This window comes from Chitinophaga rhizophila (assembly GCF_019492185.1).
Classification (GTDB): domain Bacteria; phylum Bacteroidota; class Bacteroidia; order Chitinophagales; family Chitinophagaceae; genus Chitinophaga; species Chitinophaga rhizophila.
This window is the reverse complement of record NZ_JAICCF010000002.1, coordinates 1,056,396-1,069,990: the sequence shown is the minus strand read 5'-3', so window position 1 is coordinate 1,069,990 and position 13,595 is coordinate 1,056,396. Positions and strand designations below refer to the sequence as shown.

Below are 13,595 nucleotides of genomic sequence, written 5' to 3'. Positions count from 1 at the left end.
CTGTCTTACCAGTAAAGGGTTTGTACCAGATTCGGATTAGTAAGCAGGTCGTAGTCCTGTATTGGGTAGAAGTAGTTCCTGACGCCAAAGACGGTTTGCTGTGCAATTCTCAGCTGGTAGTATCCATCGGTAGTGCGGTTAAACACATTCCATCCCTGCAGGGGCGAACTCAGTACGTTCTGCAGTTCTTTCCATCTGCGCAGGTCCCAGCCAGCCTGTCCTTCAAAGGCAGTCTCTATTCTCCTTTCCTGGTGAATGATAGCCCGTAGTCCTTCTTTGGTATTACATTTATTCGGGCTGGTAGAGTATTGTGTCCACGAAGCAACGACTCCTTTCAGTCCGGCTCTTTCTCTGACTTTGTCTATCCAGTTGTATACTTCCTGTCCGGGGCCGTTGACTTCATTCAGGCATTCCGCATATAGCAGCCATAAGCCGGTCAGTCGCATAAAAGGCCATGAATAGTTCTGCTGCACACTGTTTTGTCCGAAGGTGGTCTGATACGGCACCAGTTTCTTTGCCCAGTATCCTGTGGCATTGAAGCGCAGCTGATCAGGAGGCGCAGCTGGTCCGTTCACAGCATTGATGAAGTTGGGATTATTATCATCCAGGTTGCCGGAGCCGAACCATACGCTGCCATCAAATGCCACATCTGCATAGTAACGTGGCTCACGATTAAAGTTACCCTTGACAGTGTTATAACCTTTTTTGATATAGTAGGCATGTGCATCATCGCCTGCCTGTAGTTTATACCTGTTTTTGAAATCCCAGGTACGATCTTCATTAATAGGTACCCCATTCCTGGTATAGAAGAGTTCAGACTCGCCCAGCGGTACTGAGAAATTGGAGTATACTGCGAATACATTAGCCGCCGCTTCCGCTGTTACCCTTGGCGAGGCCATGTACTGCCATCCGAACTGTGTATTGAGTGTCCATATCTGTTCAGGATTCCAGCTATCCACAAATGCGCCCTGGATCGTGAGCATTCTGCGTGTCTCGTCAGACATGTGTACGATACCGCCGCTTAGTCTGAGCTGGTATAGGTCAGCGCCGGCAGCAGCAGCAGCTTCAATGGCCTGCTGACAGGCCACCATTGCACGTTGCCATTTGCTTTCATCATAGGCTTGCGGGAAGAGGGCATTACCATCTTTCCCTTTCATGGAGATATAGTCCCTGTTACCGTTGAACAGCGGACTAGCCTGCGTCGCCAGCACTTCTGCCTTTACGGCTTTCGCAATGGTGCCGCTGATGCGGCCCTGTTCTGCAGCGAGGTTCTGTATTAATGGCGGCAGGTCTACGATAGCTTCGTCGAGTAGTCTGACTACATAATTAAAGCAGGAGTCTACCGGTTGCTGTTTCACGCGTACCTGTTCAATAGTGGCATTCACTGGCAGGTTCACATCTACCAGCGGTATGGGACCATACATTCTGAGCAGCCAGTAGTGAAAGTAGGCTTTCAGGAATTTAGCTTCTGCCGCCCATCGTTTGCGCTGGAACTCGGGCAAGTCTGGCGGCAGGTGTACATTCTCGAGGAAGATGTTGCACCGGCGGATGGCCTGCCACATATTCTGGCCCATGTTGTAACCGGACCAGAAGTTCAGCAGCGGATTGGCACTGTTCTGCAATCCTCGCAGAATACTAAAACCTGCGTCTCCGCCGCTGCCACCTAAAGTGGTCTGGTCCTGTAATGGAAAAGGAAACATCATTTCACCAGAGGTAGTAAATCCTGCATTACGGCGTATATCTGACAGCGCCTGTAAGGTAGAGTAGCAACCGAACAGATATGCCTGGGTTTCATTGGCGTTGGCAAATGAACTTTCCAGCGTAGCGACGTCGTCAGGTACTACGTCAAGGTATTTGTTGCAGGACGATAATGTGTATATGGAGAGGGCAGCGCCCATGAATATTTTTAAGAGCTTTTGCATCTGCAATCGTTTATAGGTTGACATTGATACCGAAGTTGAATACCTTCTGAATAGGGTAAGCAAACCCTTGACCCGCCTGTTCAGGATCCCACAGTTTGAAGCTGCTGAAGGTGAATAGGTTTAAGCCGCTAAAGTACAGGCGTAAGTTGCGGATATGCATTTTGCGGGCAACTTCTTTCGGCAGGGTGTAGCCTAGTTCCAAAGACTTCAGACGCATGAAACTACCATCTCTCAACCACCACGTACTTTGTTGCTGATTATTCAGAATATCGGTATTGGAAAGCCTTGGCCACAGTGCATAAAGATTCTGGTTCTCTTCAGACCAGTGGTCGTCTGCATATGCCTGTAATATCTGGGCATTGTTAATGAAAGGAGCAGTGCCGTATTTGCCATTGTACCTGTCATCTTCAGAGGTCGCGTTGATGAAGAAGGACTCTCTTGCCAGGCCCTGGAAGAAGGCGTTCAGGTCAAAGTTCTTATATCCTACAGAGAAGCCGAAACCATAGATAATCTGTGGTGTGGTAGGTAACCCAATAGGTACCTGGTCGTCCTGGTTGATGATGCCGTCATTGTTCACATCCCTGTATTTGATGTCTCCGCCTACAGGCAGTGGCGAGTTACCGAATAACTGGGTAGGGGAGTTAGCGGCTTCTTTATCATCAACAAACAGGCGCTCTGCGATGTATCCGAAGGGTTGGTTGATTGCTCTTCCCCGCTGGTAGCGGTATTCATATTTATACTCCGGTTCTTCATATCGAACAAACTGATTGGAAGTAACCGTCAGGTTGCCCAGGATAGATGCCCAGAGGTTTTTGTTGATCGTCTGTTTGTAATTGATGTTCAGGTCAAGGCCTTTAGATCTGGCAGCGCCGACATTTGATTTAACGCTGGCTTCCAGTCCGGTGGTAACTGGAATATATCCGCGTTGCTGCAGGATATTATACCTGTATTCCTGGTAGACCTCTGCCGTAATATTCAGTTTGTCATAGAAGGTCATCTCTGCTGCCAGGTTAGACTTCCTGGATGTTTCCCAGGTTACGTCCGGATTAGGATAGTTCCTGATAGTGGTACCAAACATCCTCACACTATTGTTGGTCCCGAATACAGCAGAAGGCCCGTTCACATTACTGGGTATTACATTGGACAGGTAATAGAAACGGGTAAAGTCAATATTGTCATTACCCACCAATCCGTAGCTACCTCTCAGTTTAAGCCTTGTCATGATATTGGAGAAAGGGCCGTTCCAGAATTTCTCGTTGGATACTACCCAGCCGCCGCCGATAGTAGGAAAGAAGCCCCAGCGGTGCTGCATAGAGAAACGTTCGGAACCATTATATCCGAAGTTGAGCTCCAGGAAATACTTGCTGGCGAAGGAGTAAGTAGCTCTACCTGCCAGCCCGATATTACGATAGGGCAGTGAGTATTGTAGCGATGGCTGGCCGGTCTCCGGGTCATTGGCGTCAGCATTCAGCTTCTGCTGCCTGGTACCAATGAGTGCTGCACTGATATTATGTTTGCCAAAGGCGCGCGCATAATCCAGTGAACCCTGCATGTACAGGAAGGTGTTGACGTTCTTACTGCCAGGGTAGTAGCTGAGAAATTCCTGTGCCTGTCCGGGTTGATTATTCAGCCAGGTAAGGGAATAGGTATTACTGGCCTGGTCATAGTTTTCCACATCGTAGTAAAACGGCAGGTAAGACCTGGTCAGGTCAAAATATGCGTAACGGTTGGTACTGAATAAGCCACGGAAGGAGAGTCCTTCAGTGATGAAATTGAAGTTCTGATTCAGCTCAAACTGTGCGGAGAGTCTTGACTCAGAAAAGCTTTTATAGCCGTACATCAGTGCGGCGTAAGGATTGGATTGGAGGCTGCCGTTTACCATGGAGTTGCCAAACAGAATATGTTTAGTTCTCAGGTTGGCGCTGTCTGCCGGGAAATACGCCGGAAAAGCAACAGGGCTGGTATGCAGTGCCCTGTCGTACATATCACTTGCCAGGCCGGAGCGGTCGCCGGTGATAGGACCGGTATATTCGTTGAAGTTGCCCCAGAGGCGTACCACCGCTTCTGTCGTCTTGGTGATTTTCACATTGACATTCGACCGAAGCTGATAGTTTTCAAACTTCATAGCCGAGTTGAAATTATTGACAGGGTTAACCTGCAGAATGCCGTTATCTCTGTCATACGAGCCGGCAATGTAGTAGCGGGCAGCATCGTTACCACCCTGTACACTGAAATTGGCGCGTTGGGTGGTAGTCTGATCTTTGAAGAGAACCTTCATCCAGTCTACTGCCGGGTATACGTATGGATTGTGGCCAGGGGCCTTTTCCCAGGTAGCCTGCGTATTGATAATGTCATTAGGCGTATACAGCGGTTTGGCCAGGGGATTTCTGGTGGTGATAGCCTCGTTATACAGCTTCATGTAGGTAACAGGATCTGCTAGTTTCACCGTCTGGGTAGGGCGGGAGATAGAACGTTCATAACGTACGTTGACGTTCGCTCTGCCGGCCTTACCTTCTTTCGTGGTGACAAGTATGACGCCGTTGGCTCCTCTTGCCCCATACAAGGCGGCGGCGCTGGCATCTTTCAGGATAGAGAAGCTGGCAATGTCATCTACCTGCAAACGGGCAAGGTCGTTGGCGCTTAACTCTATATTGTCTACCAGGATGAGGGGGCTGGCACTGTATCCGAAAGTGGTAACACCACGGATAAAGAAATTGGAATTATCCAGTCCTGGCTGCCCGCCACGCTGAAACGATATCATACCTGCAATCTGACCGGCCATAGCATTGGTCAGGTTACTGGAGGGTATCTTCAGTGCACCGGGATCAATAGCGGTAACAGAACCTACCACGGCTTCTTTTTGCTGTTTGCGGCCATAGGCGACTATGACTACTTCTTCAGCTTTGAAAGTGGCAGGTTTCAATATCAGGTTAATAACTTTGGATGAGGGAGTAATGCTGATGTACTGTTGTTCAAAACCCACAAAAGAGAAGCGAAGCAAGGTGCCCGGTTCCACATCGAGGATGAACTTTCCGGTGGAGTTGGTTGATGTAGCGATGTTCTTCTTGTTTTCAGCGACGACGTTTACCCCTTCCAACTTAGCTCCTGAAGAATCAGTAATGGTACCGGTAACGGTAATTTTTGCAGGTTGCTGCGCAAGTACATGGTTGGTAAAGAACGTGGAAAACAGCAGTAACAGGTACAAGTGTTTCATCCCGGGCAACCGGGACATGAAGTGGAATCGTGGCATAAACCAGTTGTTTGGGAAAAAAGTGTTTGTGAATAAAGCTATTTCATAAATGGAATTGTCTGGCAAATCTATCTCATCACCCAGCTGGTGTAAATAGCTAATTCCTCTTTTTTGATGAATTATTCCACGATTTTCGTTTGGAATAAGTATTTTTCAGTTACAAGAAACATCAAAACAAAAATCACGTTATGGGGACGCTGCAAAGAAGGGACGGCTTTGAGGGGGAACAGTTAATCAGTCTCCCGGAAGCTGTCTGGAGAAACGCTATTAAGCTCAACCCAGTATTAAGTCAGCTGTACATCACACATATTGGTTATTTTCCGAAGGCTGCTTTTCATTACCGGGACAGGGAAAAAGGTTGTACTGACAATATCCTGATTTACTGCGTACAGGGTAAAGGATGGTATTCTGTTGACAACAGGATATTTCATGTAGGAATGAATGAATATGTTATCATTCCGGCTACAGATCTGCCACTAAGGTATGGCTCTGATGATGAGCATCCATGGACTATCTACTGGGTACATTTCAGCAGTACAGATATTCATACATTTAATCAGGGGTTCAATATCGGGGTATATGACGGGCCTAAGCCGATTCACCGGAATGAGAAAGGTATCCAGTTATGGAAGACGATGTACGAGTCCCTGCAGATGGGTTTTGGGAAAGATAACCTGAGTAAGGCGAACCTGTACCTGTATCATTTTGTCGCTACCTTCCTGTATCCTGATAAGCCTTTACACGAGCGGGAGGAAAGCAGTAGCCGTATACAGGAAGCTATCAGGTATATGCAACAACACCTGGCCGCCACACTTACCGTAGAAGAGCTGGCCCAACTGGCAGGCCTGTCGCCGTCCCACTTTTCTGCCCTGTTCAAGAAGACAACCGGCATGTCGCCACTGAACTACTTTATACACCTGAAGTTACAGCAGGCCTGCCTGTTACTATATACTACCAATCTGAAAATTAAACAGGTAGCCGTCGCTATCGGCTATGAAGATCCGTACCATTTCTCCCGCCTGTTTAAGAAAAGTATGTATGTTAGTCCGGAGCAGTACAGAGGTATGCGCAGAAAAGACCATGACGGGATGGACTGCCTGGTATTGTAACTACGCCGGATCTGTTCAGATAACAAGATGGAACGTATTTTGACTGGTCTACTCATTGACAGGACCAGGGCGATGGCTATTGCTGAAAAGACAACTGCGGGTAGCATGATCCCTGATGCTGGTAGTGCGCTGGTCTACCATTACACAAGACCAGCTTTGCGTGATCTGACATTTATTTTTATTTTGGATGACCGATATTATTATTTACAGGCATTGATTAAACAATCAGGTATGATTATGAAAAGGCTTTTTCTCAGCATGACTTTCTGCTTAAGTCTGGCTTTATCTTACACTTATGCACAGCAGCCCCCGAAGCAAATACGGGAAGGCAGCCACAATTTTACCCTGCAATGGATCAGCTGGGATAAACCAGGTAAAGTGGATATCAAAAAACAGGCAGATGGTACTTATACTGTAAAAGGTGAACAACGTGGTGATAACGGCGACTTTGTAACCATTGATGGTACATTGAAGATGGTGACATACAGTGAGCTGATATTTAACGGCAAGATCCAGACAAAGTACTCCAATGTAAACAACGGTGAAGTATGTGATAAGACAGGTACCTATCATTTTCTGGCAAAAGGTGCAAGAAAGTACTGGCGGCTACAGGAAATGGATAACTGTGAAGGGAATAACGTAGTGGATTATGTAGATATCTATTTTAACTAGCTACCCGCTCTTCATCAGTAAGCAATTGTTAACGGGGCGGGGATAATACCCCGGGTAAGACTTAATAATAAGCTAACATTAAAACCCATTCCCGCCCCGTAGCTTTGTGCCAATGGCACGCCGGTCTTTTGATGATAACCAATATCTGCAGCTGTTCATCTCCGGAAACGAAGATGCATTTGACGCTATATTCAAGCGTTACTACGAAGGACTTCTCCAGTTTGCCAAGGTCCTGCTGCCATACCCCACAGACGAGGCAGAGGATATTGTAGCCGAAATGTTCTGCACTCTCTGGCATAACAGGCGACAGATAGCTATTACTACCACTTTAAGCGCTTATTTATACGTTTCTGTCAGGAACAGGGTATTTGACTACTACAGAAAACGTAAGACGCTGTTTAATTTATCTGAAGACGCCCTGGCAGATACACCGGATGAAGGATACCAGCAACCCGACCATCAGCTGATATATAAAGATGTGACCTCTCATATCCAATCTCTCATAGCGCAGTTACCCCCACAGATGCAACTCGTCTTTAAAATGCACAGATATGAAGGTTTCAGTTATGAAGAGATTGCAGGCCTGTTAAATATCTCTGTCAATTCCGTGAAGACGCACATGTTCCGTGCACTGAAATCCCTCAAGGCAGCCTATCCAATATTACCAATATGTTAACTCCATTTTTCTTGTCATGAGCAGGATCATTCTTTTCGTCCTAGTCTTGTAAACAGAGAAAATATTGGAACAGCAGGAGCTTTATTTACTGATCACCAGGCATTTTAATGAACAGACACTACCATGGGAAGAAGATTTCCTGGCTGAGTGGCTGGCAAACGCAGAAGAAAACAGGCAGACTTACAGCGTATTAAAAGATATATGGCAGGCCAGCGGGCAACAGCATAATGAGGCGCAGACAGCTGCTGCGCTGCAGAATGTGAAACAACGCATACGCCGTCATACACCGCCAGTAATCATTACACTGATGAAACAATACCGTACACAGATCGCGGCCGCAGCTGTGGTTACAGGTGTTATTATCAGTAGTATGTTTTACCTGCGCCATCAGCCAGCAAAACAGGCTGTTGCCTATCTGGAAAAAACTGCTGCACCAGGACAGGTGCTGAAAGTTACAATGCCCGACAGTACAATCATACACCTGGCTCCCAATAGCCGCCTCCGTTATACAGCCGGTTTCGGAAAGGATGACAGAAACATGATCCTGGACGGGGAAGCATTTTTTGATGTCAGCAAAGACGCGCATCATCCTTTTAATATACAGGCAGGCGAACTCGCTGTAAAAGTATTGGGTACCCGTTTTAATGTGACCCATTACGCAAATTCAGACAGCGCCGCAGTATCATTAGTAGATGGAAAAGTGCAGGTCAGCCTCCCTGCACACCCGCAATCTTTCGCCTTGCAGCCCGGACAAGAGCTTTACTACAACAGTCGTAAAAAGCAGGCCTATACCAGGGCATACGATGTAGAAGCCGTAACCGGATGGACGTCCCGTTTACTGGTGTTCCGCAACGAATCACTGGGGGTAGTTGCCCGCAGACTGGAGCAGTTATATGATGTGGAAATTACCTTCGCCGACCCGGCAATGGCCAGCTACAAATTGTTTGCGAAGTTCAGTGATAAACCACTTCACTACATCCTGGATGTAATCAAAGCAACGGACAATCTTGATTACACCATCAACGGAAAACAAATCCGCTTTACTACAAACAATGCCTATCAATCACGCTAAATGCATGAATTTATGTTTCCTTTGTACAAACATCTGAGTATCGCCCGCAGTAAAGCAGTACTATGCCTGTTGCTTTGCTGTGTGTTTTCATTGCCTTTTACTACTGTAATGGCGGGCATGCGCGCTGACCTGCACAAGGTCCCCTGTTCTCTTACCGTACACAATAAATCATTAGAAGAAGTATTTGAACTGATTGAACAACAAACACATTATGCCATCATCTGTGTGGACCAGTCCGGACTGATGAACAGGAAAGTCAACCTCAATGCCAGGAATACTTCCCTTGAAAACGTGTTACAGCAACTCGCAGGACAGGCTGCTTTTAACTATAAGTGCCTGGACAATAATATTATCGTAAAGGCAGGTACTGCCACCACCCCTGAAGACCCTGCAGAAAAAGTGGTATCCGGGAAAGTCACTGATGGACACAACCAGGCACTACCCGGCGTATCTATCATGGTAAAAGGTACAAAGCGTGGGACTATCTCCAATGATAATGGTGACTTTCAGATCAAAGCCAGCGAAGGAGAAGTATTACAGTTCTTCTTTACAGGTTTTCAAACCTATCAGCTCACAGTAGCAAAGGCTGCCACCTACCAGGTAGTACTGAAGGATGATGAAAAGGTACTGTCTGAAGTATTGGTAACCGCACTGGGTATCAAGAAGGAAAAGGCTAAAGTAGGTTACGCTGCACAGGAAGTAAAAGGTGCAGACCTTGTTAAGGCTCGTGAATCAAACTTTGTCAGTTCGCTGACAGGTCGTGTGGCAGGTCTGACCATCAGAAATACAACAGAAATGTTCGGTGATCCGGGGATCTCACTGCGTGGTGAAAAACCATTGCTGGTAATAGACGGTATTCCTGACCAGGCAGCCGATCTGTACAAGATCAATGCAGATGATATTGAATCTATCACTGTGCTGAAAGGCGCTTCTGCATCAGCTCTGTACGGTTCCATCGGTCTCAATGGTGCTATCATGATCACTACCAAAAGAGGTGGTGGAAAAGACCTGACGGTGGACTTTAACTCTTCCACACAGTTTCAGACCGGCTTTATCCGTATACCCAAAGTACAGACAACCTATGGCAATGGTTTCAAAGGAGAGTACCAGTATGTAGATGGTTCTGGTAGCGGTCCTGAAGGCTTCGGCTGGATATGGGGGCCTAAACTGGATCAGCGTGACCCTTCTACTGCAAGCGGTTACTTTGAAACACCACAGTTCAATAGTCCGGTAGATCCAACAACAGGTCAGCTGGTACCACTGCCTTTCCTGTCCCGTGGTAAAGACAATGTGAAGAACTTCTTCAGAACAGGTATCATCACCAGTAATAACCTGAGCTTTACCAAGTCAAGCGATGCAGGTAGCTTCAGGGCTTCTGCTTCCCACATCTATCAACAGGGTATAGTGCCTAATACAGACCTGAAGAATACCTCTTTTAACATGGCGGGTACTTATAACCTGAGCAAGGACTTCAGCGTGAATGGCCGTATCAGTTATAATAAGGAATACACCAATAACTTCCCAGAGACCGGCTATGGTCCTACCAACTATCTGTATAACCTAATCCTGTGGACAGGTCCGGATATCGATGTACGCGATCTGCGCAATTACTGGGTACCCGGCAAAGAAGGTGTGCAACAACGCCATTACAATATCTCCTATTATAACAATCCCTACTTCCAGGCCTACGAATACCTGAGAGGATTTGATAAGAATAATACCTTCGGTTCCCTCGATCTGAACTATAAAATCAGTCCGTCTTTGAGTGCAAAGTTCCGTACCGGTATCAACCAGTATAGTCTGCACCGTAACTATAACGAACCTAAGAGCTATATCGGATATGGTAATAAGTCAAGAGGTCAGTATGCTATTACTTCAGACACTTACTTTGATATAGTATCAGACCTGATCGTAGACTATAACCACACGTTCAGCGATAAGTTCAAAATACATGTACAGGCGGGCGGTTCTAACTACTACCGTAACCTGAAGGCAGACTCCAGTATTACAGACGGGTTGACTATCCCGGGCCTGTATAACCTGAGTAACTCCGCTAATGCCGTACAATCTGCCAACAGACTGGAAGAACGCAGGATCGCAGGTATATATGGTATTGTGGATGTAGAACTGTATAATGCGGTATATGTGTCCCTCACCGGCCGTAATGATAAGATCTCTACACTGCCTGTACAAAACAACAGTTTCTTCTATCCATCCTTGTCCGGTTCTGTAGTGATCTCTCAGCTGACCAGGTTACCTGAATGGTTCTCTTTCCTGAAAGCCAGAGGTGCGGCCTCCCGTGTTACAAGTGGTGTACTGGATGCAGCGTATACCTATAACTATTTGCCGTCTTACGACAAAGGCACTGTATGGAATGGCACACCGGCGCTGTCTTATAGTAATGTGATCAGAAATCCGGAACTGACCCCACGTACCAGCGATAGCTGGGAAGCTGGTGTGGATGCCAGGTTCTTTGGTAACAGGTTGGGCTTTGAATTGACCTATTTCCAGACAAAAGACTATAACAATATCATCGATGTACCGGTATCACTGGGCAGTGGATTCGGTTTCAAAAAGGTGAATGCCCATGCTTACCGTCGTAAAGGTTTCGAGCTGGTAGCTACAGCTAACCCTATCCGCAAGGATAAATTCAGATGGGATATATCTATGAACCTCGCCACATACCGTCAGGTAATCAGAGAGATCACCGGTTCAGACAGGATTGAATACCTGAAAGTCGGTGACAGGAGAGATAAGATCTTTGCGACTACTTATCAGAAAGATCCTTCAGGAAATATCATCTACAGAGCTGACGGCTTCCCATTGGAAGAAAGCGTGAAGCGGTATATCGGTAACGGAGAACCTGACCTGGTATACGGTCTGGAAAACAGTTTCACTTACGGCAACTTCAGTTTCCGCTTCCTGGTAGACGGTCGTGTAGGTGGATTGATGTACTCTACTACCACACAGAAGATGTGGTGGGGTGGTACTCATCCTGGTACAGTGAACCAGTTCAGGGATGATGCCAATGATAATAAATCTACCTACGTAGGTAAAGGTGTGGTAGTGACTTCCGGCCAGGCTACCTATGATGCAGAAGGCAATATCATCAGTGATAACAGAACCTTTGCACCTAATACACAGGGTGTGAACTATATTGACTTTATGACCAATACCAGCAATGGAGTGGACAATAACTACAATTACTATTCACAGACTTTCCTGAAACTGAGAGAAGCGACGCTGACCTACAGAGTGCCATCCAAATGGCTGAAAGGACGCATATTCCGCGCGGCAGATATCTCAGCAGTAGGTCGTAACCTGTTACTGTTTACCAAGATGCCGAATGTTGATCCGGATGCAGGAGTGGATAATCTGCAGACCCCATCTACAAGAAGCATCGGTGTGAATCTTAATCTTAAATTCTAATGTCAGCAACGATGAAGAAAATATTAAGCATAGCAGCTATGGTATTGGTAGTAGCTACCGGCTGTAAAAAGTTTGAAGATTTTCAGACAGACCCTAACAAGTCTACTGTGTCTACTCCTGATTTGTTATTGAATACTGTAATTCAGCAGGGCTTTCAGTCTACGTCTTTAGGCGCTGCCCTGGCCACCAGGCAGATGGTATTTGTCAACAGTGTGTCCAACGAACAATACTATGGCTGGACGCGCGCTAATTTCAATACTTACAATAACCTGCGCCAGGTGATGAAGATGGAGGCGGAAGCTAACAGAATGCAGAAGCCGGAATACCTGCCGCTGGCAAAGTTCTTCAAAGCATACAACTTCATGAAGCTGACAAATACCTTTGGCGATGTACCCTATTTCTCTGCCTTAAAAGGAGAGCAAGATACGTTGTCACCTGTATATGACAGGCAGCAGGATATCTATCTGGATGTGCTGAATGAGCTGAAAGAAGCCAATGAACTCATTACCACTAACACGCCGAATGTGCAGGGGGATATCGTGTATGGCGGTAACATGCAAAAGTGGAAAAGGCTGATCAATACACTATCGCTGCGCATACTCATGAGTCTTTCGCTGAAAGAGAACAATAGTACGCTGAATGTAAAGGCGAGATTTGCTGAGATTGTGAATAACCCGTCTGTTTACCCATTGCTGACGGGCAATGCTGATAATGGTCAGCTGGTGTTCTTTGATGTGCAGGGGTCGCGTTATCCTACCTATTTTGATAACGACCTGCAAACAGCTTATTACCTGGATGCTAACTTTGTTGACCTGTTGAAGGGTATGCGCGATCCGCGTCTCTTCCGCTTTGCAGAGAAAGCACCTAAGTTTGCCGGGTTGCCGGATAATGATTTCAATGCTTATGGTGGCGCGAAAGGCAGTGATCCGATCAATGATAACAGCTCGAAGGTATTACGTGGAGAGGTATCGAAGATCAAATCCCGCTATTTCAATGATCCGGTAAATGAGCCAAGTATTGCATTAGGTTATGGAGAATTGCAGTTCATACTGGCGGAAGGTGTGGTACGTGGATGGATTACGGGTGATGCAGCGGGGTATTATCAGAAAGGTATCCAGGCATCCATGCTGTTTTATGGTATAGATCAGTCGTCCATAGATACTTATCTGCTGGCCAATCCGCTTCCGGCTACAGATCAGCTGAAGGCCATCCTGACCCAGAAATACATTGCTTCCTTCATGAATAGCGACTGGACATCTTTCTATGAACAGCGCCGTACGGGGCTGCCGGCATTTGATGTATCAGGTGGGGGCGTACTGAATGATAAGAAGATTCCTAAACGCTGGATGTATCCGGAGTCTGAAATACAGAATAATCTGACTAACTTAAACGCAGCTATCAACAACCAGTTTGCAGGAAATGATAATATCAATAGTGTGATGTGGTTACTGAAAGCAGAATAACT

The 13,595-nt window shown here is 46.5% G+C and carries 8 protein-coding genes; 6 read left to right on the top strand and 2 right to left on the bottom strand.

What is annotated here, in order from left to right; genetic code table 11:
* Nucleotides 1-5 precede the first annotated feature (5 nt).
* Both K1Y79_RS13315 and K1Y79_RS13310 read right to left on the bottom strand, forming a co-directional pair.
* On the bottom strand, nt 6-1,922 hold the full coding sequence (locus tag K1Y79_RS13315) for a RagB/SusD family nutrient uptake outer membrane protein (RefSeq protein WP_220250555.1): 1,917 nt from the start codon (nt 1,920-1,922) through the stop codon (nt 6-8).
* Nucleotides 1,923-1,932: 10 nt separating this feature from the next.
* Nucleotides 1,933-5,172 carry a SusC/RagA family TonB-linked outer membrane protein gene (locus tag K1Y79_RS13310; protein ID WP_220250554.1) on the bottom strand — a complete coding sequence of 1,080 codons (3,240 nt, stop codon included), beginning with the start codon at nt 5,170-5,172 and terminating at the stop codon, nt 1,933-1,935.
* A gap of 188 nt (nt 5,173-5,360) precedes the next feature.
* Here K1Y79_RS13310 and K1Y79_RS13305 point away from each other — a divergent pair, with 188 nt between their 5' ends.
* The 6 genes from K1Y79_RS13305 to K1Y79_RS13280 all read left to right on the top strand — a co-directional run bounded on the left by K1Y79_RS13305 (nt 5,361) and on the right by K1Y79_RS13280 (nt 13,593).
* Nucleotides 5,361-6,281: an AraC family transcriptional regulator gene (locus K1Y79_RS13305; RefSeq protein WP_220250553.1), complete on the top strand. Its 921-nt coding sequence runs from the start codon at nt 5,361-5,363 to the stop codon at nt 6,279-6,281.
* A gap of 27 nt (nt 6,282-6,308) precedes the next feature.
* A complete protein-coding gene (locus K1Y79_RS13300) occupies nt 6,309-6,953 on the top strand; it encodes a hypothetical protein (protein ID WP_220250552.1) in 645 nt (214 codons plus the stop codon).
* Nucleotides 6,954-7,065: 112 nt separating this feature from the next.
* Nucleotides 7,066-7,629, top strand: coding sequence for an RNA polymerase sigma factor (locus K1Y79_RS13295; RefSeq protein ID WP_220250551.1), 564 nt, complete (start codon nt 7,066-7,068; stop codon nt 7,627-7,629).
* Between the two features lie 64 nt (nt 7,630-7,693).
* Nucleotides 7,694-8,701 (top strand): FecR family protein, encoded by a 1,008-nt coding sequence (locus K1Y79_RS13290; protein WP_220250549.1) that lies wholly within the window; start codon nt 7,694-7,696, stop codon nt 8,699-8,701.
* Between the two features lie 12 nt (nt 8,702-8,713).
* Nucleotides 8,714-12,130: a SusC/RagA family TonB-linked outer membrane protein gene (locus K1Y79_RS13285; protein ID WP_220250547.1), complete on the top strand. Its 3,417-nt coding sequence runs from the start codon at nt 8,714-8,716 to the stop codon at nt 12,128-12,130.
* Nucleotides 12,131-12,141: 11 nt separating this feature from the next.
* Nucleotides 12,142-13,593: a SusD/RagB family nutrient-binding outer membrane lipoprotein gene (locus K1Y79_RS13280; protein ID WP_236059591.1), complete on the top strand. Its 1,452-nt coding sequence runs from the start codon at nt 12,142-12,144 to the stop codon at nt 13,591-13,593.
* The last annotated feature ends 2 nt before the right edge of the window (nt 13,594-13,595 follow it).

Bases quoted from the DNA above. Each gene is read 5' to 3' on its own strand.
- K1Y79_RS13310 (WP_220250554.1), bottom strand. From the start codon at position 5,172: ATGCCACGATTCCACTTCATGTCCCGGTTGCCCGGGATGAAACACTTG.
- K1Y79_RS13305 (WP_220250553.1), top strand. From the start codon at position 5,361: ATGGGGACGCTGCAAAGAAGGGACGGCTTTGAGGGGGAACAGTTAATC.
- K1Y79_RS13285 (WP_220250547.1), top strand. From the start codon at position 8,714: ATGTTTCCTTTGTACAAACATCTGAGTATCGCCCGCAGTAAAGCAGTA.
- K1Y79_RS13295 (WP_220250551.1), top strand. From the start codon at position 7,066: ATGGCACGCCGGTCTTTTGATGATAACCAATATCTGCAGCTGTTCATC.
- K1Y79_RS13280 (WP_236059591.1), top strand. From the start codon at position 12,142: ATGAAGAAAATATTAAGCATAGCAGCTATGGTATTGGTAGTAGCTACC.
- K1Y79_RS13300 (WP_220250552.1), top strand. From the start codon at position 6,309: ATGGAACGTATTTTGACTGGTCTACTCATTGACAGGACCAGGGCGATG.
- K1Y79_RS13315 (WP_220250555.1), bottom strand. From the start codon at position 1,922: ATGCAAAAGCTCTTAAAAATATTCATGGGCGCTGCCCTCTCCATATAC.